Raw genomic sequence first — 23575 nt, forward strand, 5'->3', positions numbered from 1 at the left:
AAATGGTTTGAGAGCCCCGTCTATCTGAACTGCTTTTGTGTCTCGTAGCGCGCCGAGAGCAGGCGCAATGCGTCGTCGCGCGCCGCGCCTTTGTGGCGCAGATTGTAATAATGTTGGCAAAGCTCGCCATAAGTCTGCTTCTGCCCGGCTGCGGCGGCGACATTGGCGAGCGCCTTCAGCAGCCCCGCGTAATCTTCCAAGCTCCCATCTGCCATTAGCATCTTGCCGATTTGCGCGGTCCGATTGGCAAGCATGCGGTCAGACTCGAGGAAATGTGGGCGCGCCGCGAGCAGCGCCTCGCGCATGCGTCCCACCGCCAAGTCGTTGGCGGGGAGGTCCCGACCAACTTCCCGGCTCGCGAGCCAGAGAGCGGGGTCGACGTGGTCGACCGCCCGGAGCCAGGCCGCGTCGGTTTTGCCATCCTGCGCCTCGATCACATCATCGGAGCCGCCCGCGCGATCCTCTTCGCCGCAAGCGACGCAGAGGAGGCACGCGAGCAGCGCGAGGCCTGTCTTCGGGACGCTGAACAGCGCCACCCTTATTTTCCCTCGACTTTCTTCTTCAACCCCTCCAGCCCGTTGTGAAGAAACGCCGCCATTGCCGTGCGGGCCGCGTCGTCGTTGAGATTTTCCGGCGGCTCGTTGCTCGTGTCGCCACGATAAAGACGTCCGTACCATTTGACCTGGCTTCCGCCGCTCGCCACGGGCTCCACCGTGAAGGTGAGCGTGTAGGAACTCACCGGCAGCGCGTCCAGATTGGGATCCGACATGCGCCAGGAAAGCTTGTGTCCCGCGGCGTCATATTCGTCGAGGCCTTCCTTCAGCACGCCGCCTTTCTTCAACGTCACTTCGCGCTCGGCGCCGGCCGCGTCGCCCCCCTTGGCCTTCACGGTCTGAACGTCCGGATGCCAAGCGGCGAGTCCGTCAAATTTTCCCGCCGTCGCCCACACGGCCTTGGGATCGGCGGAGATGACGATCGTCTCATCCACCTTGATCGGCGTCGGCCCATGCGCGAAAGCGGGCGAGGCAAGCAAAAAGGCCAGCAATGATAGTGTCTTTCTCATTTGTTTCTCCCATGTCGTTATTTTTGGGCGGCGCGGGCCGATTTGCGCGCGAGGCGTTCGAAGAGCTGCGCGAGCGAGAAGGCGCCGAACAGACAAGCTGCGGAGGCGCCGCCGAAAAAGGGGCGCAGGTCCAGCGTCCCAGAGCGCATCCGCGCCGTTCCCGCAGCGCGGTAATGATCGAGAAGGGGGGCGTTGTCCGAGAGATGGGCGTAGGCGAGGCCGGTTTTTTCCGCGAGCGTGCGCAGATAATCTTCCTTCACCGCGGAAAGATGCTCCACGCCAACGGCGGCCGTCGCGCCAAAGGGCGCGTTACGCGCATTGTAGCCTTCGCGTTGCTCCGCGCCTTTCGGCGGCAGGCCGAAACGGCTTTCATGCGGCACCTCGTCGCTTGCGACGAAGCCGACTTCCCGCCCCCTGTCATCGAATTTCGGGATGGGCGAGAGATCATAGCCGCCGGTTCCAACGATCAACCCACGCGTCTCGCCCACTTTTCCCTCGAAAGCGGGGCCACCCGAGGGCGGCAGCGGCGGGGCTTCCTGGCCATCCGTGAAAAACAGGAGATCAGTCTTCAACTCACGGGCCATGTCGATGGCGCGAAAAAGCCCCGCCGAGATCCGGCTGTCGCCCTCCCAGGCCATCCGCCAATCAATCGCCGTGATCGCAGCTTCCAGGGGCGAGAAATCGGCGCAGGCGTCGATCGGCTCGAAGAGCAGGAACGGCCGCCGTTCGGTGAATACGCCGAGCGCCACATGCGAGGGGCAAGGCAGGCTGACGATCAGCGCCCGCAAGGCGGCCTTGGCCTTTTCGAGGCGGCTGATCGGTTTGCCCGAAGCTGCGTAGTCGCGAACATTCATGCTGCCAGTGATGTCGATGACGGCGAGGAGGTCATAACCCGGGCGCATCACCTGGGTTTGGGGCGCGACGAATGTCGCGATGAGCAGCGCAGCCGCTAGCGTCAGCAGAATCAGCCGCGGGTCGCGCAGGTCGGGGCGCATCAGGGCAAACCTTTCGGCTTGCCCGGAATGTCGGTCCATAACTTCTTTGGGTCGGCGCTCAGCTCGTCGCCGCTCTTTCTTTCGAAATCGGGAAAATCGCGCACGAGTCGGGCCGCCACGTCGACGTTGAATTTGGCGTCCCAGAGTTCCGGGTTCAGTTGGAGAGCGCGGCGATATTCCCGCTTTGAGAGATTGACGAAGGGCCCCGCGGCTTCGAGTTCGGACTTTTCGATATGCTCCAGCGCCGTCCGCAGCAGCGCATTCGCGAGAAGATAGTGCGCTCGCGCGCGCGTCTGGGCGTCCCCGGCGCGGTCCAGCGCTTCCAGAAGACCGCGCGCCTGGTCGAGTTCATTGCGCTTTGCGAGGAAGGCGATCCGCGCGAGCAACGCTTCGGGGCGGTCTGCCGCATCGACGTGACGATCATGGCCGTCAAGGAGCGATTTGACGACGCCATTTGTCGCGACGGCGCTGCGCCATTCTACGAACTCGACGCTCGTCGCGAGAGCGGTCGCCAGAAGGGCGGCGACGAGCAGCAAGGAGCGCTGCGCACTCCAAAAGGCGAGAATATCTCCGCGAAGAGCGTCGATCACAGGCGCCCTCTCGCTGGAGATAGGCGGACTTCCGCCAATTTGGCGACGAGAAGCAGAGCCGCCGCGCCGAGCGCCATAGCGAAGAAGGCCCCGCCGAGGTCGCGACGCGGAAGCTTCTCAATGTAGCGCATGGGGCGGCGCTCCAGCCGGTCGATCTGTTGCAGCGCCTCTTCCGTCGCCTTTGGCCCTTCCACTTCGAAAGCGCGATATGGCGCGCCAAGAGATTTGAAATAAAGGTCGAGATGGCGTTCCGGAGCCGCTTGTGGCGACTCGTCGCCGTCCGACGCGTCGTAGATTCCCGGGCTTCCTTCGGAACGTAGAAAGAGCCAGTAGAGATTGACGCGGGTCTTTTTGAAATCAGCGCGCAGATCGTCCTGGACTTTCGGATCGATCACGCCCGCGCCGTCGGAAATGAGAAGAACGGCGCGCGATTGATCGGCGTCGCCTGCGCGAAACATCGACAGCGCCATGGCGAGGCCGCGCGCAATATTTGTGTAATCGAGCCCCGGACGGTCCATCGCGTCGATCGCTGCTTTGGTCACGTTCGGGTGGTCGGAGAGCGGCGTGACCAGCATGGGCGACGTGGAAAAAGCTGCGACGCCGACGAGATCGCGCCGGCGGCTATCGACGAAGGCCTTCAAGATGCGCTTAGCGGCCGCCGCTTTAGACTCCTCGGCGCCAGAGGGGCTGCGGCCAGCGAAGGTCTCATTCATGCTGCCGCTGCGGTCGATCAGCATCACGATCTGCGCACCCTCGGCAATGCGCTCGAATTCCTCCCCCGGCTGGAAAGGACCGGCCGCGCCGGCAAGGCTTGCGAGAAGCGCCACGACGCCGAGGAGCTTCAGGGAAGCGTGAACGATTCCCGAGACCCCGTCTTCCGGAGCGCAATTCAGAGAGGGGATCGCGGAAGCGCGCAAAGCGGAATTCAGCAGCGGCGCTATGGCGGCAGGGGCCAGCAGGAGTAGTTCCGGGCGATCGAAGCTGGTGACCGTCATCGCGCACGCTCCCGGCGAGCGAGCGCTCGAGCGAAATCGAGGAGTTCGGCGAGGCTGTAATCTGCCGGTGGGGCGCCTTCCACGGCAAAGAAAGAGCTTCGCGAGGCTGAAAAAAAGCGATCGAATGAAGGCTTCAGTGACGCAAATTCGGGTCGTCGCGACAGAAAGCCGGGGAGGTCGTCGGCCAAAAGCGATGCGCCATTGGCGAGATCGATCGCACGGTGCATGCTCTTAAAGGCAAGAGAGAGGACGCTGGCGTCCGCCCCGCCACGCGTCTGAGCCGCGAGCCTGTGCGCCAGCGCACTGAAAATGCGCGCCCGTCTTTGGTGGAACGGCGGCCAGGCGCGATCCCGAGCGACGGCGGCAAGCACGAGCGAAGACAGAATAGCGAATAAGAGCGTCAGGAATTTTGGCGGCGCCTCATCCGCAAAGACCATCGGCGTATCCGGGCGCAAATAGTCTTCCGGCCGTTCCTGCTTCGCCGGCGCAATTTCGCGCAAGGGCGAGACGCCGACTTTCCAGGCCGGGACGGTAACGGTTCCGTCGCCAAAGCGCAGCTCGAAAGAGGGGATCTCGATATTGCGCACATCGAGCGCGACGTAGAAGTTCTGGTAGACGAGATCGACATCCCAGCGCTTATGCGCGCCCTCCGCCTTCACGCGAACGCTCACATCCCTCAGATCCAGAGAAACGCCAAGCGGGCCCGGGTGCGGCAGCGAGGAGGCGGAAAGCGTCACATCGCCCGGCGCTAAGATCTCCACGTGCGCGCGGATGAGATCGCCGACAAAATAGCCGAAGGGCCGCGCGGAATGAATCGTGACGCGCAGGTCGTCTGCCGCAGCGGGAAGCGCCCAAAGGAATGCAAGAATGATGGAGAACGCGACACGCATGACACGCCTCACGCCGCCATAAGACGCAAACTGAGGGATCGGGGATCGAAACGATCCTGGACGAAGACCGGCGGCCGTACCCGTCGAGCCGCAAGCTGGATCAACTCTGCGCGTCGCTTCGATTCAGCGTCGATCCACTTTTGCCGTAGGGCCGGCCTCATGAACATCACGCGCCGCCGCCGCGTCTCCGGGTCTCGTAACTCGAGCAAACCCCAGCGCGGGGGATTCAGCTCGACGGAGTCCACGAGCGCGACCGGCAGGACATCATGAAGAATCAGCGCGTCGAACACGCTCTGGAGGAGTCGCGCGGGCCAGCGAAAATCGGAAATGATCAGAACGAGCTTTCGTCCCGCCCCCAGTCGCATTACGGCGCTCTTCAGGCTTTCCGCGCTTGCGCCGGCCGGACGCTCCTCCCGGAGTCTTGCGACGGCTTGAAATGCTGCATTTTGCGATCTTGTCGCGGGCAGAAAGGCGTTTTCACGCAAAACGTCGCCGCCGGCGATGAGGCCGAAGCGATCGCCGATTCGCGTCGCGGAAAAGGCGAGCGCCTCGCAGAGATCGCAGGCGACCGAGAAACGGTCGACGGCGCCGGTGAAGCCCATGGACGCTGAAAGGTCGACGAACGCATAAACATCGATCCTGCTTCTCTGTTCGAAGCGCCGGACATGCGTCTCGCCGAAGGGATCGCGCAATGTCGCGCGCAGATCGATGCGCCTTGCGTCCGGATAGCGTAGAAAAGGCGCCTGGTCGCGAAACACGCCGAAACCGCCAACTTCGCTCGATACATGCGCGCCAGCATGATGGGACCGGAAATATCCGCGCGGACGATAGAGGATGTCGGCGGGCGGTGTCATGGAACTGGCGTCGCGTCGAAAACGGCGTGACATAGCTGCTTGACCGGCTCGTCGCCACGCAATGCGTGGATCGGATCGACGAAGATGCGATGCGCCATCACTTCAAAGAAGACGTCTTTGATGTCGTCGGGTGTAAGATAGTCTCTGCCCTCGAGCCAGGCCCGCACTCGCGCCGCCCGCGCCAGGGTCGCAAGGCCGCGCGGGCTCGCGCCGCCCTTGACCAGAGTCGTCACGTCGACATCCGGCAAGGATATGCCCACAGATGCAGGTTCGGTCAGCCCCCGCCAGAGGCCCAGCACGTAGTTTTGAAGGGTCGCGCTCGCCTTGACCGTCTCCTGGATCGTTCGGGCCACATGCCCGATCCGCCGATAATCGACCGTACCCGGTTTAACTCTTTCCAGGAGCGCGTCCACATCCTGAAAGGCGGAGTCGAAAACGAGCTTGCGGCGCGCCTCCGGATCCGTTGGCGCCTGCATGGAAATCTCCATGAAGAAGCGGTCGCGCGCCGCGGCCGGCAACTCGAAAGTCTCTTCGCGCTCCACCATATTTCGATCCGCGAAGACCTGGAGATAAGGGAAGCGAACGAGCTGGTTGAACGCCGTCACGCTGCGTTCCGCCATCAGCCGCAACAGGAGGGAATGGACCTGCGGCCGCGCGCGATTGATTTCGTTGAAGAAGAAAACCGGCAGCGTCTTCGCCAGGCGGAGAAGCTCCGACGCCTCGACGCGCGGGCGTCCGTCATCGCCGAGATAGGTGTGATAGAGAATGTCGCTCGGCATCATGTCGACCGTGCCCTCGACACGCGCGAAATCGCCGCCGAGCGCGCGAGACACCGCGCGTAGCAGGGTCGTCTTGCCCACGCCAACATCCCCTTCGATCATGACATGACCGCGGGCGAAAATGCAGATCGTCGCGAGCCTGATGACGCGCGCCTGCCCGATGACGGCTTTTTGGATTTCCTGCTCAAACGCGATCGCGCGTTCGCGCCATTCAGCGAGCTCTTGCTCTGCTTGAGAGACGTTGTTCAAGGCGCGACCCTACACTATCGATAAAAAGGCGGCCACGATCTCGGGAACGGACGCGATGCGCTGTTGTTGGATAACACCGGGTCCAGATCGTGGCCGCTTAAATTCATCGCGCTGAGAACGCGATGAATAGCGTTACTGAGCGATCTTGCTCACGTCATATTCCCATTTTCCGGTCTTCTTGAAATTCTCGACCCGCTTCTTGTTTCGCTCCTCCATGGCCTGGACCGAGGCCTGCTGCTTGGCGAGCTCTTTCGGGTCGTGCTTGGGATCATATTTCGAGCCCTCGACCTTTTCCGGAAAGCCGGGCTTGGGCTCCCAGCAATTGCCGGGCGCCTTGCACTTGGTGCCGTCATAGGCGAGAGCGCTGCCGGCGCTGAACATGATGCCGAAGGCGAGCGCCGCGGCGAAATGCATCTTACGCATCCCTGGTTCCTCCATATGAGCGAGGCGTGAGCCTCTTTGTTTGCGCCTCCGGCCGATGGGGGCGGAACTTGCTTTCGTGACGTTATTTTTTGACCTGGCACTTGCCGGTCGGATTTTCCGGCAGGGTCTCGTGCCCGGGATAAGGCTTGAACGACTTGCGCTGCGCATCCGTCAGCCACGTCGCCTTCTCCGGCGCCTCCTTGAAGAGATGGCGAACCCAGGCCATCACTTTCAGCATCTCGTCGAGCTGAAGATTCTGGTACTGCGGACCCATCGACGCTTGCGCGCCACCATAGATCGTCGAGAACAGGCCTTCGTCGGTCTCGTTCTGTGGATAGGTCCAATAAGCGTCGTTAAGACCGGGGCCGATCTTGCCTTCGCCGAGATGGCCATGGCAGCCGGAACAGGCCGAGAGGAAGATCTGCTCACCTTGCTTCAGGCAGCTCATATCCTCATTGTAGGGGTTCTGGGCCGTCGTCATGAATTCCTTGACCGCCGGGGTGTCTTTACCTTCCGGCAGGGCGTCGTTGAAATTGAGGACTCCGCCAGTGATGGTGTTGCGGAAAGTGATGGCCGATTGCGCGAGCGCCGCCGTGACAGCCACAAAGGCCCCAATCGCAGCAACGACGATACGAGCCGCCTTTTTCTTCTGATTGAACACTTTTTTCTTCCTGCTCAGTGATCGCCGCATCCCTATTGGGAAACAGGCAGAAGGGGCACGCCCTCCGCTTTGAGGATTTCCTCGATCTTCGGCTTGGCGACGATGAGGGCGGCATCGACGGCTGCCAGCAAGGCCTTGTCGTCACGGCGAACGGCGACCGACTGGTCGAATCGCTGCGGCACTTTTTCGCCATTGCTCTTCGCCGCATTGTCCTCGATCAACGTCATTCGCAGGGGGACGGTCGACCCTTTGACGTAGCGCGCGACATCTGGCGCGAAGCCGACGGCGATTTCAGCCGCGCCGTTCACAACCTCACCGACCATGCGGCTGGGATCGATCTGCGTATATTGATTGCGCGCCGACTTGAAATTCACCAGCGAGTAAAGATAGGCCATGTTGTCTTCGTAGAGGCCGATATCCTTCATCAGCACCTCGCCGGGCGACCCGAAGGCGACGACGATGTGGCCAAGCTTTTTCAGTCGCGCGTCGTTCCAGGACTTCACATCGAGTTCGCGATCGGCTCGACTCACGAACACGTAACCCGTGCGATAATAGGGCTTCGACGTTGCGACGCGGGGATCGCCCGTATCGAGGCCGACAATCACGTCGCAGAGATTCTTGTCGAGATAGTCTCGAACGAGATAGATGGCGGGCCGCTCGGACCACACGAATTGCGCCTTGCGCATCATGGCGTCCGCTAGCGCGACGGCGATCTTGTTCTCCAGACCGGAGCCGTCTTCCAGCGACAGCGGCTGTTGGTTTTTTGCGGCGCAGATGCGCAGCGCAGTCGGATCGGGGGCTTGCGTCGGCGTCGGAACCGACGTTGGCGCTGCATTGCTGACGGCGTCGCTCGAAACGCCGAGCGACGCAGCAGAAGCGCTCGCCGCTCCGAGGAACGCCAAAGCGGCGACGCTTAGCTGGATGAATGAGCGGACACGCAACATCTTCGCTTCTTCCGTGAATTGATCGGGCGTTGCTCGGACGCACATTCATGCATCCGAGCAAACGTCTCGCATTCGCTTCTTGCGAAGCGGGGGAGAAGGTTTAGTTGGCTTTGTATTCACCAAGGCTCAGGTCGTCGTACGGACCCTGGCCATTGAGTGAAAACACCATCACGCCGCCGCCCATCTGCGTGTAGTTGGCGAGCTGCTTGAAGGCGCCGACCGCGCCGAGGCCGGCCGTCGGATCCTGAAGGTCAAACACAAGGCCCACTCCCGGCCAACCGCCGACGCCATACAAGATGGCGACATATTCAGTGCCCTTGTGCTGATAGACGATGGGATGACCAATGACGCCCGAGGGCAGCTTGAATTTCCAGAGCAGCTCGCCGGTGTCGCTGTTGCGAGCCTTGATGAAGCCGTCCAGCGTGCCATAGAAGACGACATTGCCAGCGGTCGCAGCGGTGCCGCCCCAAACCGCGAAGCGCTCCATCTTCTCCCATTTGAACTGGCCAGTGATCGCATTATAGGCTTTGATCTGGCCCAGCCCCTCGCCTTTCTGGCGGTCGCCCTTCGGACCCGGATACATGTTCAGGGTCGCGCCAACGAAGAACTGACCTGCGCGGTAGGGAAGCATGAAAGGCTCCCAATCCATGCAGATGTGATTCACGCCGAGGAAGAACAGCTCCTTGGTCGGATCGTAAGAGTCGAGACCCTGGTTGTGATAGCCCATCGCCGAGGGGCAAACATCCTTGGCGAGATGGTCCATGCGGGTTCCATATTCTGGATCGCGCGCAGGCAGGCCGCTTTTGAGGTCGACCTTCTTGAACACATTGACCGTGTCGTCGATCTTATCCGCGGAGATCAGCGTGCCGTCGGTGCGGTCGAGAGTATAGACGATGCCGTTGCGATCCGGATGGGTCAGCAGCTTGCGCAGCTTGCCTTCCTTATCCTTCTGCTCACTGAGCATCATGAAGTTGATGCCCGCGTAGTCCCACTCGTCGTGCGGCGTCTTCTGATAGCCGAACTTGGCCTGGCCGGTCTCGAGGTCGCGACCCCAGATGGTCATCGTCCACTTATTATCACCCGGGCGCATGGTCTCGTTCCACGGCGCCGGATTGCCGCTGCCGTAGTAAACGAGGTTGGTTCCCGGATCATAGGCGAACCAGCCCCAGTTCGTGCCGCCGCCGATCTTCCAGGCGTCGCCTTCCCAGGTCGAGGTGCCGAGGCCCTTCTGACCGTAATGCGGATTTGCTTTGTTGAAATCGTCGCCGATGAGAACGTCCGAATCGGGGCCAGTCGCGTATGCGCGCCACTTCTGCTCGCCGGTGCGAACGTCGTAAGCCGTCATATAGCCGCGCACGCCGAGTTCCGCGCCCGAGCTGCCAATCAGCACAATGTCCTTATAGACGTGAGGCGCAACGGTGAGCGTCGAGCCGACCTTGAAGTCAGAGTTCTCGATTTTCCAGTATTCCTGGCCCGTAACGGCGTTGAGCGCCACAACATTGCCGTCGAGAAGCGTCTTGATGATCAGCGAGGGCGCCTTGCCGTCGCCCGGCCAGTAGGCAAGGCCGCGATTGACGATGTCACAGCAGGCGACAGCGCGCGCGGCGGCGTTTTGCTTGGGCTTATGCTGCCAGAGAATACGAGTGGGATCGGCCAGATCGAGAGCGAATGTGTTGTTGGGGAAGGAGGTATGCACATACATCTTCCCGTCGGCGACAATCGGCGCGCCTTCGTGCCCGCTCAGGAGCCCCGTCGAAAACGACCAGGAAACCTTGAGGTTCTTTACGTTGTCGGCATTGATCTGGGTGAGGGTGCTGTAATGGTTGGCGCTGTAGTTCTTGCCCTGCATCGCCCAGTTGTCTTCGCTTTTGGCCAGCGCTTCGAGCCGGTCTTCGGCTCGAACAACTGACGTCATCGCGAAGGGCGTCGCGATCAGGACCGACAGCAGGGAAACAGAATTCAGGAATTTCCTCATAGACGAGTCCTCCTGCGACGTCCTGCAAGGCCGTTGATGGCTTCTTGAAAGGGTTACGTCGCCTCGTAAAGACGCTCCGCGATTCTTTTGGAGTCGTCGTGGTTCGTTGAAGGTCGCTTCCTTGGAAGCGCTTGTCGCGCTTTAATGGAAGAGACGATCCGCGAGCATATAAATTTAAGCGCTGCAGCGTGTCTTCACGATTTATCGGTAATGTGCATCGGGAAAGACCGGCATATATCCTCCCGGTATTTCCTGAGAAACGCCCTGCCGCGCTCTATGGCCTGACACAGCTTGACGCGCGAGGGCTTGCAGTATCTCCTTGCGCCGAACGAGGTCCCAGAAAACGAACATCATGACCGATCGTAGGATCCGCGTCCTTTTCGGCGCATTGCTATTGACGCTCCTCGCTCCCAAACTCCAAGCCATGAAGGCGCAGATCGTCGACGTCGCACTCTATCCGCAGGACAGGCGGCGTCTGATGACCGAAGTTGATGCGGCGCGCTTCGTCGGCGCGGGCGTGCTGATGTGCTATTCCGATTTCGGCACGTTGGAGCGCGGGGCCGCCGCCTGGCTGATCGGCACGCACGATCTCGTTGTGTTGAACGCGCATAATTTTGTCGATCGCAAGCTGGCGCCGACGCACCCGGTAACCGACTGCTTCTTCCGGATCGCGGGCGGCGACTATCACTTCGACGGCGACAGTCTGCGGATCGGGGCGGCGGTGGCTTCAAAGGCCCTGCACATCACCGACGACTGGGCGCTTCTGCGGCTGCTGCAACCAACGCCAGACGACGTAAAGCCTCAGCCTCTTCCCGATACGAGCGGCATCGCGACCGGCTCCGCAATGAAAGTGACGATGGTGTCGCCTGCGGGACATTCCAACACGCGTCTCTCTGCGACGATCGAATCCTGCGAGATTCGCCAGATCGACGAACCGACCGAGGGGCATGTACGACGCGTGCGCCACAACTGCAATGACGGCTATGGCGGTTCCGGATCGGCTCTCTTCTCGGAAGACGGGCGACTGATTGCGATGCACAGCGCGTCGCTGGACATGAATCTCCAGCGTCCCTTCGACATGGAGACGCATTATGGGTCCGCCATGCTCTTCGAAGGTGAATTGGTCAAAGCCATTCGCGAAGCGGTCGAGAAGCGCTGACTACTCCTTCGCGGGGATCGACCGCAGATAGGCGATAAGCGCATCGAGGTCATCTGGCGACATCTTTGCGAAATGCGCCTTGGCGAGGGTCGACATAGGCGGCTTGAGCGGATCACCATTGCGCGAGACGCCTTGCGTGATGGCGCGCTTGATGTCTTCGTCGGACCAGGCTCCGACGCCTTTCTCTCGATGTGCGCTGATGTTCGATGCAACGGCGACGCCGGCCGGGGTGCGGAAAATCTTGCCTCCGGCGCCGAGCTTCTTCACATGATCGGGCGCGTCTTCTACCTCGCCGCTGTGACAAGCCATGCAGCGGGCAACCGAGGCGATATACAGGCCGCGTTTGATTTTGACGGCGCGGGCCGATTCATCGAAAGGCGCTTCGGCGCCTGGCAGCGGGTGCGGGGCCCACGCGCCATGCCGCTGTGACGGCGCCGCAGACGGCGCCCGTACGGGAGCCGCCGCGCGCAGGAAAGCGATAACCCCGTCGAGATCGTCTTTCGTCAGCACCCGGTAGGAATCAGAGGGCATGGCCGGCGCGAGCGTCCCATCGCGGCCCTTGCCGGCAATGATGGCGGCGCGCAACGCGTCATCGCCCCAGCCGCCCACGCCCGTCTCGTTGTCGGATGAGATATTCGAGCCACGCGCCACATAATCCGCGCCGGAAAAGGTTTGAGAACCGCCGGAGAAACGCACGGAGAAGTCGTAACCGCCAGGACCGCGCGGCGTGTGGCAATTATCGCACGCCGCCAAGGCTTCCACGAGATATTGCCCCCGCGACAGATCGTCCGCGGCGATCGCCGAGCCGGCGGCTCCAATGCAAATGGCCATAAAAACAAATCTTCGACCGATCATATGCCCGGCTCACGAGGGGGATAAAAGACATGAGCCGTGCGACCGGCTCACGCAATGGGAGAGATTCACCCAGGACAAGGAAAAATCGGAAAGCGCCTTTACAGCGACGATAGTGAAATCGATAAGGGACAAAATGCAAGCAAGGCGTTCATGGCGACTATCGAGAATAACAATGAAAACCCCGCTATCTTCATGTCGCCTGTTTTCGATCTTTATCGCGCTTTCTGGCTTGGCGGGAGAAGCGTCGTCAAACGGCGCTTTGCAAGCGGAACTGCCGAAGAGAGCCCCGGGTCTGTGGCGGATCACAACGGTTTCCCCCGAGATCGGAATGCAAAGCAATGATGTCTGCATCACCGAGGACGACAGCATCATTGGCCCTCGAGCGAGCGGTTGCGCGCAACCAATCGTCACGCGGGTCCAGGATCAGGTGATTGTGACCATCGAATGCGTCGCAAGCGGCAGGCGCGATGTCGAGAGCCTTCTCTTCACGGGTGATTTCAGATCCTGGTATCGCGCCCAATCCAAAATAAGTTCGGGGGGCGTAGGCTCCGGTTTCACGATCGACGCCAAATTACTCCGAGCAAGTTGCGCGCCTTGACGCAGGTGCGGCTACCTCACCGAGCACACAGCGCGCGCTATTCTGCTTGCTGGACGGCGGGCGGGCTCCACGCCTCTAGCCCGAACCATTGATTCTTGATCTGCTCATAATGCGTCGTCGCGTCATAGATCGGCACGTTGAGCGCTAGCTTCTCCGCTGAGAGCTGCCCCATCGAAGCGAGAAGGTTGAAGCCGGAGAGAATGCGATTGCGTTGAGCGTCGACCAGAAGAACCCTCGCGTTCATCAGCGTCAATTGGGCGTTCAAAATATCCCAGGTGCTTCGCAGACCAATCTTGGCTTCCTGGCGAACGCCGGCAAGAGCGGACTCGGCGCTTCTGGCTTGCTCTCTTGCCGAGGCTGCAAGCCTGCCTGACTCATTCCAGGCGGCCCAGGCGGCCTCGACAGACTGCTTTATTTGATTGATTTGCTGGTGGTAGAGAAATTTTGCTTCTCCAAGCCTTTCCTTGGCTTGTCGAGCCCGGGCGTAGATAACGCCGCCTTCATAGATCGGAACGTTCACTTGAATGCCCGCCATTCCCTGAAAGAGCCGCTCGTTCGGCGCGCCGACATAGCCAACGTAGTTAAAATTCTGATTCACAGAACCCACGAGATTCACTGTCGGGGCCAGCTCCCCTTCGGCAATTTTTACCGCGAGCTCGATTATGTCGACGTTGTACCGAGCGGCGAGAGCGGCCGGATGGTCAGTAAGGGCGAGTTGAACGGCGGCGCCAAGGTTCTTTGGCAGCATCCGGTCGAACGGCTCGACAGGCGTCAACCTATTCGGCGATTTCCCAATCAGCTGGTTGTAGGTCGCGATGCAAGATCGAAGATTCACGAGCGTCGTCGATCGATCGAGTTTGCCTTGAGCCAAATAGGATTCTGCCTGAAAGATATCTGTCTTGGTGACCTCGCCGCCGAGAAACCTGCCCTTTGTCATCGCCACCTGATTGGCGAGCGCTCGCACAAAATTGTCTCGGAGTTTGTAGATCGCGGTGTCGTGCAGAACATTCAAATAAGCGGCTGCGGCGTTTGCGAGAATGATATTCTCGGCATTGCGCAGAAGCTGCCGCGACTGGACTATTTGGGCCTTCGCTTGGTCGATTCCATTAACCCCGCGAAAGCCGTTAAAAACATTGAGATTGACGAACACGCCCGCTCCAGCGGGCTGCGTCAAGGTGTAGGACTTGAACGCGCTCGTCAGCAAGTTCTGCTGGAGTACGCTGTAATTGCCCAAGAGATTGACCGTGGGAAGAAGAGTCCCGCGAGCGATCGGAAGGTTCTCATCGACACTGCGGGTGTCGGCGCGCTGCGCGTTCAGCTGCGGATTGGTGATATAGGCTTCGGACAGCGCGTCATTCAGCGTTTCGGTGTGGCCGAGAGAAGCGAGCGCGAGACACCAGCAAGCCGTCGAGATGAAGTAGAGCTTATGACCTCCAACCGGAGGAAGCCATCTTGCAGGTTTCTCGAGGGGAAATATTCTCGCCTGTCGCATCACAGTTTCCCTAACTGCTTATCTCTCGCCCGCGCGGCAGTCTTTCAGCTTATCCTTCTCGCTCCCAGAGAAATTGAGTCGATTTGCATGAGTGGGAAATGACGCTTTCGAATATCGCCGACGTGAATCTTCCGCTTATTGTTTTCGTGTCACTCTAGCCGTCGGCTTCTCCGTACATTTCCGCAAGCGCGTCATAATCATGCAACGCCAGGCCCGCGTAATGATGGGACGTAAACCGGCTGGCAATCAGAGTGTCGAATTCGACCATCGCGGTTGAAAAACGATCTGACGGCGTACCGCGCCAAGACGTCCCAGGTTCGGCGCGGCCGACTTCGGCGCCCATTCGCCAACGCCTGCCGACCGCTTCGATCTGCGCGACCGCTGGAGCGGCCCACTCGAGCGCGCGCTTTGGCTCCGCTCGATAGGCCATGATCGACAGTGATCTGGCCCTTTTCGCGAGCTCGTGCATGAAATTGGATCCGTCTGTGGCAAGTGTCGCGAATATCGGGTTGACCGCAATGTCGATCGTCTGGTCAGGAGCCGCGGCGCGGAGAAGGTCGTAGAATTTCAGCGTGCCCTTCAGCAGATTGCGACGGCCCGCCTCTTCGTTCCATTCCGGCAATGCGTTGGGTTCGACATCGAAATGGATCCCGTCGAACAATCCCGTTTCCGTCGCCAGCCTGACGAGCAAGGCAGAGTGTTCCGGCATCTTTATTGGTCCCCATGCCCAGTCGGGTTCGCCGGCGACCGCATAGACCTCTCGCCCGTTCGCGCGCATTGCACGCACTGCCGCGACGGCGTCTTTGTTTCCGTCCAAAAGAACCGCTGCAGCCGTCGGGCTGACATAAACGAATAAGGTCGCGATCCCGTGCTTCTCTGCGAACGCTGACAAGTGGTCGGGGAATAAAACGCGGTCCTTCCACACCCACATCGCCATGCGCGGCGGCGCCTCTCGCGCTTTTGCGAAAGCGCTCGCCAATGATGCGGCTGCACAGGCGGACAAGAATGAGCGGCGAGATGGAAGAATGGCCCTAATCGACGTCACTTGGTTTAGCCCGAGTTGGCCGTAGCTCATTTTCAGCAGCTCCGTCTTTTCCGCAATCAAGTCGCGCGCCGCGCGTGGCTCGAGCGGATGCCAATCATTCCATATTCAGGCGTGCGGATCTGGTCGCCGGTGAGGATGGCCATAAACCATTTGGAGCTGGAAACCACGGCGCCGATGATCGCCCCCGGGGCTTGCGTAACCAGATTCGCGGGTGCGAACGGCGTCGTGATTTTGATTTTCGCCAAGAGCGGAAATACGTGGGCATCCTCAATGGAGATCCGCGCGAGTTGCTGACGCTCGACCGTGCGGAAGGCGGACTGAAACTCGACCGGCAACTGGTCGGCGATATTGCCGATCGCCTCTATGCGTCCGGTCTGCCGTTTGAACCCGTCTGTAACGATAATATTTTGACCGGGCTCGGCTGAATAAATGCGGTTCGTCGGAAGATAGGCGAGGATGAACTGTTTTCCGTGGTAGACTTCGGCAATCTTACTCGCGGCCCCAGGCGAGAACACGGTCCCAGGCGTCGCAACATGCGGGCCGAGCGTCCCCGCCACCGGACTTATAATCGCACCATTGCGATATGAACGCTGCGCCGCATCGACGGCTTCCTGAAGGCGACGGAGATTGCTTACAACCGAAGCGCGCTCGCTCACGAGGCCTGCCTGCTCGGCGCGCAACGACGCAAGTTCGCGTTCGGCCTCGAAGCGGTCTCGCGTTGCTTCCAGTAGCCGCGTCGTCGTGCTGTAGCCGCGCGCCATGGCTTGGTCCACGACGACATAGGCGGCGTCTGAACGCTTTATGCGTTGTTGCGCAACGGGAAGCATTGCTTCGATTGCCGATAGCCGCGCGTCGATTTGCGCCTTGCGGACATCGAACTGGCCTTTGCGCGAGTTGAGGTCCGAGATCAAGTCGATCATCTGCGTCGACACGACGCTGCCGATCTGTTCCCCCGCGGAGACTTTTTCCCCCGGTCGAACGGAAATCGTCAACACCTGCGCGCTGAACGAAGGGGACACAACTTCCTCGTCCTCGAGGATCATGCCGTCCGCCTCCATGAAAATCATGGGGCCGAAAACGAGAAGCCCGATCCAGCATCCGGCGCCAACGAGCGCCGCCAGATAAATCTTGCGCGCAAGAGATTGGCTGGCGCGGGCTTGATTCTTCAGGTTGTCGGGCCGCGACAACGGACGCAAGGAATGAAGCGCCATAAATACATCTCTCCCTTGTCATTCTTAACGCCAGACCATGAGATCGCGTGATTTCTGCGGGACGTAGTTGTCCCCGAGCGAAGACGAAAAAATGATTTCCGTGACGTAGGCATAGAAGCGGTTCATCCGCATCACATAGGACTGGAACAGTCCGAACAACGGAAGGAATGGCGCCAATCGCCAAAGGACGGGTTTGCCTGTGATGAGCACAGCCACAAAAAATACAGTGACATCGAAAACGAAGAGCAGCATCGCGACCGTGATCAGCAAAAGAAGCCCAAATCGACCGTAATTGACCAACAGCCAGACCACATAAAACGGGGAGGCCAGCGCCGGTAACATGTTAAAGATGATGAAATCCCACTGATGGAAGGCTTCACGCCAGTCGAAGCTGGGGCTGAACGGATTCATAAGTCGAGGATACTTACGGTAGCGAACCCAGATTGCGTCGCGTTCCCAACGATTCCGTTGCCGCCACAGGCTGTAGAAGGAGTCGGGGACGTCCGTGTAGCAAATCGAATGTCTGGCAAAGACAACTTTATAGCCGCAGGAACGTAGGCGAAGCGTGAAATCCAAATCTTCGCCGCCGCCCACATCCATGCCGCTGACGCGCTCCCATGCGTCGCGCCGAAACGCGCCAAAGGCGCCAGACACGCAGACGACCTGATCAAGGACGTCCGAAAACGCTTTCCCCAGAGAAATCGAGAGCAGATACTCGATGGCCTGCAACGATGTGATAATCGACGTCCGCCAGTTACGCACGAGAATATTGCCGCTCGAACCGGCGACTTCTGGATTGGTTGCGAACGGCCGTAATAGCTCCTCGATTGCGTCCGGCTCGAAAGAGCAATCGCAGTCGATGACCACGAAAATATCGCCCTTTGCAATTCGGGCAGCGAGATTAAGAGCCGCAGCTTTTCCTCCGCGCAGCTCGAGTCGTGCGACCGAAGAGACGAGGTTTTCTCGCCGAGCCCGGCTCATGATTTCGTAGGTTCTATCGTTTGAGCCATCATCAACGCAGACGATCTCAAAATCTTTGAAGGTCTGGGCGTGGAGAGAACGGATGCACTTCTCGATAGACGCTTCTTCGTTGTGTCCTGCGAGAAGGATCGAGACTGTGGGAAAGGGGCCTATCGGGTGAGTTTGGCGTCGCTCACGAAACAGTAACGCCGCGGCGGTGGCTTGAATGCCGATGAAGTAGCGAGGCACTTCCGCAACGATAGTGAGCCAAAGGAGCGCGAAGTAAGCCGACCCCGGGAGGGCAAGGAGAAAGTGCCAGGCAGATGCGAGATGGTCGCTCATCTTGGCGCCGCCGCGTTGGAGGCGACGGCGGCCAACCCCAGAAATTCCGACGCCGTTTGGACGGCATATTCCACGACAGGGGCGAGCGACAAGTGTCGCTCCAAGCGGGACCGAATTTCCGGCAGCGCCTGTTCAACATCCCGTTTCGCGTCTCCCTCGATCATTACGAGGAACTCGGGGGGCTCCTCGACGATCTCCGTCCCTTGCACAAAGCACTCTTGAAGCAAGGAGCGAAAGAACGCCCAAGTTTGTTGCCAACTACGGCCGGCGGCCGGCATACCACGCGGTTCACGGAGCCGTATTTTCAAGATACAGCCGACTGTATTTCGGGAAGATAAGCGATCTGCAAAAGCGCGCACCGCGCCGTTAATTCCCTCTTCCTCTGAGGAAGGCGGCAGATGTGGCGTAGTCGACACAACGAGGGCTCTCGCTGCGTCGGTGAGACTGTAACTATAGAAATCGCGACGGCTCATGTCGCCTGTTGCGATAGAATTGCCACAAGCCACACAGAGGAAACTGACACGAACGTCGCCAGAGGAATGACCGCATGCGTGACAGATGTGCAGAGAGCCTGGACGATCGTAATCGAGACTAAAAAAATTGAGGCCCTGCCGACATTTGGGGCAAATAAGCCCGCCGCTTTCATGCCGGAAATCCGATTCCGGGCCTTGATAGGCGCAACTCAAGTGATGGAGCACCGGCTGCTCGACCAGATGCGCACTGCCGCAGGACGCGCAGAGCTCCCGAACGACGAGCCGCGCCGATGACGCACAATGTGGGCAAGCCGCTAGCAGGCCGTTGAAAAACCGCCCCGCGTCGCTTTGAGAGCAGCCTCGTCGTCGCTGTCGTAGTCGAATTCGACCTTAATGGAGCCGTCTTCGAGCAACTCGGCGTTTCCTCCGCCGGAAACTTCATCCATCTCGTCGAAGCCGATCCACGTGAAGGCGATCGATGTGGGACCGTATTCAATATCGAGGGTCGCCTGCATGGCGCCGATGACGATTGCCGCGGGGCCGCACAGGTCGAGATAGTCCCGATCCCAAATGTCGGCCTCGACGATCCGCCAGCGACCGACGATCTTGCAGTTGGCGGGCGCGCTCACGCCGGCGCCGCCATCAGCTTCGGCAGTCTCACCAGGTTGTAAGCGACCGCGGCGAAGGTGAAGGCCCAGCCGACCCGCTCGCAGCCCCTGAACTTGGTCTGCTCTTGCCCGGCGACGGTCTTGATCCAGCCGAAGCCTTCCTCGATCTTCTTGCGGATGCGCTGGCTGACGGCGTAGCCCGCGTGCCGCGTCGTGCGCGCATCGATCGCCGAGGCGCGTCCGCTGGTATTTTGCGCGACATGCGGCGTCACCTTCATTGCGCGCAGCTCATTGACAAAATCCTCAGCATCATAGGCCTTGTCGGCGCCAAGCGTGATCGTCTGCGACCGATCCGCGTGCGGCTCGATCATGTGCAGCGCCGCCATGCGCTCGGCGTGGCCGTCTGCCGGCGTCAGGCAGGCGTCGACGAAGAGCGCGTGACGATTTTCCATCAGAGCATGGCCGATGAAGCAGAGCTTGGCTTCCTTGCCGCGCCCTTTGCGATAGAGGCGCGCTTCTGGATCTGTCGTCGAGGCATGCGTTTCATTCGAACGCTTCTCGCCGTGGAAATCCGCTTCTTTGTTGCGCCCGCCGCCTTCGCTGGGCGGTTCGTCCACCCCATTCTTGGGCTTGAAGCTCTTCATCGACGCCCAGGCTTGGATCAACGTGCCGTCGACCGAAAAGTGGTCCGTGCTCAAGAGCCTCTTCACGCGCGGCTGCTCGAGCGTCGCATTCAAGAACTTCACTGCGATGTCGCCCGCGAGCAGCCGGTCGCGGTTCTTCGAGAAAACTGAATGATCCCAAACAGGATCGTCAACGCCAAGACCCACGAACCAGCGGAACAGCAGGTCGAACTCCAGCCGCTCCATCAACTGGCGTTCCGAGCGGATCGAATAAAAGGCTTGAAGCAGCATCGCTCGCAGCAGCTTCTCGGGCGGGATCGACGGCCGACCCATCGGGGAATAGAGCGCGGAGAACTCTTTCTCGAGCGAAGACAGGGCTTCGTTCACAAGTTCCCTGATTGCCCGCAGGGGATGGCTCTTTCCCACTCGCGCCTCAAGATCGACATAGCTGAAAAGCGCCCCGGATCGTGCGTCCCCGCCCCGCATGACTCTTCGTCTCCCGTGCTGCCAAGGGAGTGAATCATGCCAAGATTCCGAGCGCCAGAGACTTTTTCAACAGCCTGCTAGGGCGTCAAAAAATTGGCGTTCCAGCAAGCCGTTGTCAAAAAGCTCTTCCGCCGCCTTCGCCGCTCCTTCGACAGCGGCTTCGTCCGGATAGACAAAGGCGTCCTTAGCGGCAGGATCGATCGAGGGATCCATATTGCGATCACGGACAAACAATCGTGCAAGAAGCAAAAGACGCGGATCGGTCTCTTGAAAAATCACCGGCGAAAGCTGCCTGAGTCTCGAAATCATCGGAGACAGCGTGATCAGCGCGTCCGAGAACGCTCGCGCAGAAGCAATGCCGATACTGAAGTCGCCGCGGCGATTAACGCGGTCTTCTCCCGGAATTCCGGTCGCGTTTATCACAGGCACGATCGCTGCGGCGGCAGGAGATAAGGCCAATCCAATATGCGAAAACGATGCCGCATCGTTGATAACAACGAAATCGGGGAGCTCGCCAATCTCGCAGGAGACGACGCCTGGCGGCAGAACCTCTTTATCGAGGGCAAATGGCAAGCTGAGAACGCGCCACTGCGAGCAGGGCTCCGATCTTGTCCAACTCGATCTCTGGTCCGAACCCTCGCTGAGCACATCGAGCGAGACATTTCGCAAAAACACTGACATCGCTCTCTACTCGTTTCCACACGCATCTTTAAATCAGCCGCGAATGGCGTTGAGTCTTCCATTTGCAGCTAAGAGGCAGCACTTCAGGCAAACTAGCCGCTGAGTATTCGCCACGTAAGCATGCAGATTGGTCGATGAACCAAAGTTGATACTACTGAATACCTCGACGACGGAGAATCGCCGCAAAAATACATTTTGATTACCACTCATGCGCCGCGCGGACATGGCGCGCAGAGGCGCTGTCAAGTTAACGCGTTTTAGCCGCGAGTTTCGCGTTCGGTCGGTCGGTACTTATCGAATTCGACTCCCCTGATCTCGCGGCAAGTCGTGATGAAAGCTCGGAGGGCAGGACAGCGCGCAGGGCGTCCAAAGTCGTCGTCGTCTTGCTTTTCGAATTGAAAGAGGCTTCGTCGTCTTGCCCAACCGCTGGGTCGTCGAACGCTGTTCGCAGCCGCTTTCATGATACAAGGCGCATAACACCCGCTAGGGCAATCCAGACCGCAATCCAAGTCAACGATATTAAATCGTTGAGCTTTGGAAGACTGCATCAGGACGCAATGGAGTTTGATATGAGCGATGAGCGTTCGGATTATGCGGCTCGTCTCGACACTCTGGAAACGCTAATCGCCCACCAGGACAGGACGATTGCCGAACTGAACGACGTGATCACCTCACAGTGGCGCAAAATCGATATTCTGGAGCGCCAGGTCGCCCAGTTGCGTGAGGAATTTCAGAATCTCGGAGCTTCCCGCGATACGCCCGAGCCGCCTCCCCCGCATTACTAAGAAAGGGAAGGTCGATCTGTGATCGAATTACAGGCCAATTTTGAAAAAATCGTAGCGAGGCGTCAGCAAGGGGGTAAGCCTGCCGAGGGCTATTTCACGGGCATCGGTTCGCAGCGCATGCCTTATGTGAACTGATCCGATCATGGACGCTACCGTATGGGCTTGTCTTCGGCTCTCGTGAATTATTACAGAAATGAAATTTGCCTCGGAGACGAATGACCGCTTCGGGCCAAAATTTCGCGTTCGTTTACTGTAAGGATGCGCAGGAGCAGACATTCGAGCCGACGCGCCTCCGCTAAAGGCCCATTGCCTCACCTTTCGCCTCGTAGCAGGCCGATCGCCGCGCCGAAAAGGCAGAGCGCCGACATGTAATAGAAGGGCGCCATGGGAAGGGCGCGCTCTCCGACCAAGATTGTCATTAGCGGCGGAGTCGTTCCGCCGACGATGGCGTAGGCCGTGTTGTAGGACAAAGCGAACCCCGTGAATCGCAGTTCGGGCGGGAAGCTGCGAATGATCAGATAAGGGGTGAGCGTGATCGTTCCGATCGCGAAACCGCCGATCGCATAGAGATGCAGCGTCCATGCACTGCCGTGGTCGAGGGCGAACCCGAGCGTCGCGACAACCACCGCCATCGCAGCGCCGCCGATCGCATAGGCTTTCCCGCCACCGATGACATCCGTGACCCGACCCACGAAGACGCTGCCGAGGATCAACAGCGTTATCGACCAGCAGTTCGCGGTGAAAACATCCGCCGCGCGATAGTCGAATTGCGACTGCAGATAGGTCGGCAGGTAGAGAAAATAGGTCACGAAGACGCCAGCGAAAACCCAGGTCGCGGCCATGGAGACGAGAACCTCGCTTTTACAGCGCGCGAAAACGAGCGAGATCGGCAGTCGAGCGTCGGCGACGCGCCGCTCGCGAAGCGCCTCGAAGACCGGCGTCTCCCGCAAATGTTTCCTCAGATAGACGGAGATCAGGCCGAAGACGCCGCCGAGGATGAACGGAATGCGCCAGCCCCAGGCGACGAGATCGTCGGCGCCGAGACTCGACGTCAGTATTTTGGCGGTGAGCGCGCCCATCAATATTCCGCAGCAGAGCCCGGCCATCAGCAGCCCACAGGCGAAGCCCACGCGGGTTTTGTGGACATGCTCGGCGCAGAAAATCCACGCGCCGGGCACTTCTCCGCCCACCGACAGCCCTTGCAGCAGCCGGCAGAAGAGAAAAAGGAGCGGAGCGGCAAAGCCAATCGTCTTGTAATCGGGCGTCAGGCCGACGAGCAGCGTGGGAAAGGCCATCAGGAAGAGACCAAGCGCGAACATTTTCTTGCGGCCGACGCGATCGCCAAAATGCGCGAAGACGACGCCGCCGATCGGACGCACGAGATAGCCGGCGGCGAATATGGAGAAGATCTGGAGCTGCGAGAGCCATTCGGGGCTGTTTTGCGGGAAGAACACCGCGGCGAGGGTCTTGGCGAAAAAGACGCCGACGATAAAATCATAATATTCAAGCGCGCCGCCGAGCGAGGCGAGCGCCAGCGTCTTCGCCTCGTTGCGTGAGAGACCGCGCTGCGCTTCGATTTGGCCCGGCGCCAGAGGCCGGGATTGGACTGTCATGAGTCTATTCCGATCTGATGATGTCACGACACGCGCTTCAAGGTTTCGTCGCCGTCAAAAGCACGTCGACGCCCTCATGACAAATCGATCGCACATCCGCGACGCCGAGAGCGCGCATAGTCGACAGGGTCCGCCGAAGAATGCATGAGGTGATCCGCCGATCCTCTCCGCGCTGAAAAACAGCTTGGTCGAGTCCTGCGCGGCGAACCAGTCCAGGACCGCCTGC

26 protein-coding genes and 1 pseudogene are annotated in these 23575 nt (G+C 59.9%); 4 read left to right on the forward strand and 23 right to left on the reverse strand.

The genetic code is table 11. From position 1 onward, the window contains the following. Window positions 1-20: 20 nt before the first annotated feature. The 12 genes from OGR47_RS17945 to OGR47_RS18000 all read right to left on the reverse strand — a co-directional run bounded on the left by OGR47_RS17945 (window position 21) and on the right by OGR47_RS18000 (window position 10418). Complete coding sequence (locus tag OGR47_RS17945) at window positions 21-536, reverse strand: hypothetical protein (protein WP_246729756.1); 516 nt, start codon at window positions 534-536, stop codon at window positions 21-23. 2 nt (window positions 537-538) lie between these two features. Further along, window positions 539-1063, reverse strand: a complete 525-nt coding sequence (locus OGR47_RS17950; RefSeq protein WP_165054065.1) for an SRPBCC family protein — start codon at window positions 1061-1063, stop codon at window positions 539-541. Between the two features lie 17 nt (window positions 1064-1080). Continuing rightward, window positions 1081-2058 carry a vWA domain-containing protein gene (locus OGR47_RS17955; RefSeq protein ID WP_165054063.1) on the reverse strand — a complete coding sequence of 326 codons (978 nt, stop codon included), beginning with the start codon at window positions 2056-2058 and terminating at the stop codon, window positions 1081-1083. Further along, entirely contained in the window at window positions 2058-2648 is a 591-nt protein-coding gene (locus OGR47_RS17960; RefSeq protein ID WP_165054061.1) for an MxaK protein, read from the reverse strand. Before OGR47_RS17960 ends, OGR47_RS17955 begins: the two co-directional genes overlap by 1 nt. Further along, window positions 2645-3643 (reverse strand): vWA domain-containing protein, encoded by a 999-nt coding sequence (locus tag OGR47_RS17965; protein WP_165054059.1) that lies wholly within the window; start codon window positions 3641-3643, stop codon window positions 2645-2647. The genes OGR47_RS17960 and OGR47_RS17965 overlap by 4 nt, the downstream gene beginning before the upstream one ends. After that, window positions 3640-4533 (reverse strand): nonribosomal peptide synthetase MxaA, encoded by an 894-nt coding sequence (locus tag OGR47_RS17970; RefSeq protein ID WP_165054057.1) that lies wholly within the window; start codon window positions 4531-4533, stop codon window positions 3640-3642. Before OGR47_RS17970 ends, OGR47_RS17965 begins: the two co-directional genes overlap by 4 nt. Before the next feature lie 8 nt (window positions 4534-4541). Then, window positions 4542-5387 (reverse strand): DUF58 domain-containing protein, encoded by an 846-nt coding sequence (locus tag OGR47_RS17975; RefSeq protein ID WP_165054055.1) that lies wholly within the window; start codon window positions 5385-5387, stop codon window positions 4542-4544. Beyond that, window positions 5384-6415, reverse strand: a complete 1032-nt coding sequence (locus tag OGR47_RS17980; protein WP_165054053.1) for an AAA family ATPase — start codon at window positions 6413-6415, stop codon at window positions 5384-5386. The genes OGR47_RS17975 and OGR47_RS17980 overlap by 4 nt, the downstream gene beginning before the upstream one ends. A 132-nt stretch (window positions 6416-6547) precedes the next feature. Continuing rightward, entirely contained in the window at window positions 6548-6838 is a 291-nt protein-coding gene (locus OGR47_RS17985) for a methanol dehydrogenase [cytochrome c] subunit (protein WP_165054050.1), read from the reverse strand. 82 nt (window positions 6839-6920) lie between these two features. Further along, on the reverse strand, window positions 6921-7499 hold the full coding sequence (gene moxG / locus OGR47_RS17990) for a cytochrome c(L), periplasmic (protein ID WP_165054048.1): 579 nt from the start codon (window positions 7497-7499) through the stop codon (window positions 6921-6923). 32 nt (window positions 7500-7531) lie between these two features. After that, window positions 7532-8443 (reverse strand): methanol oxidation system protein MoxJ, encoded by a 912-nt coding sequence (gene moxJ / locus OGR47_RS17995; protein WP_165054270.1) that lies wholly within the window; start codon window positions 8441-8443, stop codon window positions 7532-7534. Between the two features lie 100 nt (window positions 8444-8543). Then, complete coding sequence (locus OGR47_RS18000) at window positions 8544-10418, reverse strand: methanol/ethanol family PQQ-dependent dehydrogenase (protein WP_165054045.1); 1875 nt, start codon at window positions 10416-10418, stop codon at window positions 8544-8546. A 352-nt stretch (window positions 10419-10770) separates the two neighbouring features. On the opposite strand from OGR47_RS18000, the gene OGR47_RS18005 reads away from it, so the two are divergent. Next, on the forward strand, window positions 10771-11577 hold the full coding sequence (locus OGR47_RS18005; protein WP_165054043.1) for a trypsin-like serine peptidase: 807 nt from the start codon (window positions 10771-10773) through the stop codon (window positions 11575-11577). On the opposite strand, the gene OGR47_RS18010 is transcribed toward OGR47_RS18005, so the two are convergent. Further along, a complete protein-coding gene (locus OGR47_RS18010) occupies window positions 11578-12408 on the reverse strand; it encodes a c-type cytochrome (protein WP_246729754.1) in 831 nt (276 codons plus the stop codon). Between the two features lie 78 nt (window positions 12409-12486). On the opposite strand from OGR47_RS18010, the gene OGR47_RS18015 reads away from it, so the two are divergent. Together OGR47_RS18015 and OGR47_RS18020 are read left to right on the forward strand one after the other, a co-directional pair. Then, window positions 12487-12774 carry a hypothetical protein gene (locus tag OGR47_RS18015; protein ID WP_246729753.1) on the forward strand — a complete coding sequence of 96 codons (288 nt, stop codon included), beginning with the start codon at window positions 12487-12489 and terminating at the stop codon, window positions 12772-12774. Continuing rightward, window positions 12761-13030, forward strand: coding sequence for a hypothetical protein (locus OGR47_RS18020; RefSeq protein WP_246729752.1), 270 nt, complete (start codon window positions 12761-12763; stop codon window positions 13028-13030). The genes OGR47_RS18015 and OGR47_RS18020 overlap by 14 nt, the downstream gene beginning before the upstream one ends. Window positions 13031-13067: 37 nt before the next feature. Here the strand turns inward: OGR47_RS18020 and OGR47_RS18025 are convergent, their stop codons facing one another. From OGR47_RS18025 to OGR47_RS18060, 9 genes and pseudogenes are all read right to left on the reverse strand, one after another. Beyond that, complete coding sequence (locus OGR47_RS18025) at window positions 13068-14522, reverse strand: TolC family outer membrane protein (RefSeq protein WP_165054035.1); 1455 nt, start codon at window positions 14520-14522, stop codon at window positions 13068-13070. A gap of 154 nt (window positions 14523-14676) precedes the next feature. Beyond that, a complete protein-coding gene (locus OGR47_RS18030) occupies window positions 14677-15459 on the reverse strand; it encodes a hypothetical protein (protein WP_165054032.1) in 783 nt (260 codons plus the stop codon). A gap of 164 nt (window positions 15460-15623) precedes the next feature. After that, window positions 15624-16778, reverse strand: coding sequence for an HlyD family secretion protein (locus OGR47_RS18035; RefSeq protein ID WP_165054029.1), 1155 nt, complete (start codon window positions 16776-16778; stop codon window positions 15624-15626). 24 nt (window positions 16779-16802) lie between these two features. Then, the gene (locus tag OGR47_RS18040) at window positions 16803-18080 is read right to left on the reverse strand and encodes a glycosyltransferase (RefSeq protein WP_165054026.1); all 1278 of its coding nucleotides are present in this window, start codon (window positions 18078-18080) and stop codon (window positions 16803-16805) included. Next, on the reverse strand, window positions 18077-18289 hold the full coding sequence (locus tag OGR47_RS18045; RefSeq protein ID WP_253948128.1) for a hypothetical protein: 213 nt from the start codon (window positions 18287-18289) through the stop codon (window positions 18077-18079). Before OGR47_RS18045 ends, OGR47_RS18040 begins: the two co-directional genes overlap by 4 nt. A gap of 291 nt (window positions 18290-18580) precedes the next feature. After that, window positions 18581-18937 (reverse strand): annotated as a pseudogene (locus OGR47_RS21955) (hypothetical protein); the annotation flags it as partial. After that, a complete protein-coding gene (locus tag OGR47_RS18050; RefSeq protein WP_165056375.1) occupies window positions 18868-19182 on the reverse strand; it encodes a hypothetical protein in 315 nt (104 codons plus the stop codon). The gene OGR47_RS18050 and the pseudogene OGR47_RS21955, both read right to left, overlap by 70 nt. Beyond that, on the reverse strand, window positions 19179-20270 hold the full coding sequence (locus OGR47_RS18055) for an IS5 family transposase (RefSeq protein ID WP_165056373.1): 1092 nt from the start codon (window positions 20268-20270) through the stop codon (window positions 19179-19181). The genes OGR47_RS18050 and OGR47_RS18055 overlap by 4 nt, the downstream gene beginning before the upstream one ends. 66 nt (window positions 20271-20336) lie before the next feature. Beyond that, on the reverse strand, window positions 20337-20951 hold the full coding sequence (locus OGR47_RS18060; protein ID WP_165055985.1) for a hypothetical protein: 615 nt from the start codon (window positions 20949-20951) through the stop codon (window positions 20337-20339). 569 nt (window positions 20952-21520) lie between these two features. On the opposite strand from OGR47_RS18060, the gene OGR47_RS18065 reads away from it, so the two are divergent. After that, complete coding sequence (locus tag OGR47_RS18065) at window positions 21521-21736, forward strand: SlyX family protein (protein ID WP_165055986.1); 216 nt, start codon at window positions 21521-21523, stop codon at window positions 21734-21736. 311 nt (window positions 21737-22047) lie between these two features. Here OGR47_RS18065 and OGR47_RS18070 read toward each other — a convergent pair whose 3' ends face one another. Further along, complete coding sequence (locus tag OGR47_RS18070; RefSeq protein WP_165055988.1) at window positions 22048-23349, reverse strand: MFS transporter; 1302 nt, start codon at window positions 23347-23349, stop codon at window positions 22048-22050. Window positions 23350-23575 lie beyond the last annotated feature (226 nt).

It is taken from the genome of Methylocystis sp. MJC1, assembly GCF_026427715.1.
GTDB lineage: Bacteria > Pseudomonadota > Alphaproteobacteria > Rhizobiales > Beijerinckiaceae > Methylocystis.

What these genes read in the sequence shown, in the direction of transcription:
- OGR47_RS17970 (WP_165054057.1), bottom strand. Translation starts at nt 4,533, where the DNA reads ATGCGTGTCGCGTTCTCCATCATTCTTGCATTCCTTTGGGCGCTTCCC.
- OGR47_RS18035 (WP_165054029.1), bottom strand. Translation starts at nt 16,778, where the DNA reads ATGGCGCTTCATTCCTTGCGTCCGTTGTCGCGGCCCGACAACCTGAAG.
- OGR47_RS17965 (WP_165054059.1), bottom strand. Translation starts at nt 3,643, where the DNA reads ATGACGGTCACCAGCTTCGATCGCCCGGAACTACTCCTGCTGGCCCCT.
- OGR47_RS18055 (WP_165056373.1), bottom strand. Translation starts at nt 20,270, where the DNA reads ATGCGGGGCGGGGACGCACGATCCGGGGCGCTTTTCAGCTATGTCGAT.
- OGR47_RS18020 (WP_246729752.1), top strand. Translation starts at nt 12,761, where the DNA reads ATGCAAAGCAATGATGTCTGCATCACCGAGGACGACAGCATCATTGGC.
- OGR47_RS17985 (WP_165054050.1), bottom strand. Translation starts at nt 6,838, where the DNA reads ATGCGTAAGATGCATTTCGCCGCGGCGCTCGCCTTCGGCATCATGTTC.
- OGR47_RS17950 (WP_165054065.1), bottom strand. Translation starts at nt 1,063, where the DNA reads ATGAGAAAGACACTATCATTGCTGGCCTTTTTGCTTGCCTCGCCCGCT.
- OGR47_RS18015 (WP_246729753.1), top strand. Translation starts at nt 12,487, where the DNA reads ATGGGAGAGATTCACCCAGGACAAGGAAAAATCGGAAAGCGCCTTTAC.
- moxJ (WP_165054270.1), bottom strand. Translation starts at nt 8,443, where the DNA reads ATGTTGCGTGTCCGCTCATTCATCCAGCTAAGCGTCGCCGCTTTGGCG.
- OGR47_RS18005 (WP_165054043.1), top strand. Translation starts at nt 10,771, where the DNA reads ATGACCGATCGTAGGATCCGCGTCCTTTTCGGCGCATTGCTATTGACG.
- OGR47_RS18040 (WP_165054026.1), bottom strand. Translation starts at nt 18,080, where the DNA reads ATGAGCGACCATCTCGCATCTGCCTGGCACTTTCTCCTTGCCCTCCCG.
- OGR47_RS18060 (WP_165055985.1), bottom strand. Translation starts at nt 20,951, where the DNA reads ATGTCAGTGTTTTTGCGAAATGTCTCGCTCGATGTGCTCAGCGAGGGT.
- OGR47_RS18065 (WP_165055986.1), top strand. Translation starts at nt 21,521, where the DNA reads ATGAGCGATGAGCGTTCGGATTATGCGGCTCGTCTCGACACTCTGGAA.
- OGR47_RS18025 (WP_165054035.1), bottom strand. Translation starts at nt 14,522, where the DNA reads ATGCGACAGGCGAGAATATTTCCCCTCGAGAAACCTGCAAGATGGCTT.
- OGR47_RS17975 (WP_165054055.1), bottom strand. Translation starts at nt 5,387, where the DNA reads ATGACACCGCCCGCCGACATCCTCTATCGTCCGCGCGGATATTTCCGG.
- OGR47_RS18070 (WP_165055988.1), bottom strand. Translation starts at nt 23,349, where the DNA reads ATGACAGTCCAATCCCGGCCTCTGGCGCCGGGCCAAATCGAAGCGCAG.
- OGR47_RS18010 (WP_246729754.1), bottom strand. Translation starts at nt 12,408, where the DNA reads ATGGCCATTTGCATTGGAGCCGCCGGCTCGGCGATCGCCGCGGACGAT.
- OGR47_RS18030 (WP_165054032.1), bottom strand. Translation starts at nt 15,459, where the DNA reads ATGGCGATGTGGGTGTGGAAGGACCGCGTTTTATTCCCCGACCACTTG.
- OGR47_RS17955 (WP_165054063.1), bottom strand. Translation starts at nt 2,058, where the DNA reads ATGCGCCCCGACCTGCGCGACCCGCGGCTGATTCTGCTGACGCTAGCG.
- OGR47_RS18000 (WP_165054045.1), bottom strand. Translation starts at nt 10,418, where the DNA reads ATGAGGAAATTCCTGAATTCTGTTTCCCTGCTGTCGGTCCTGATCGCG.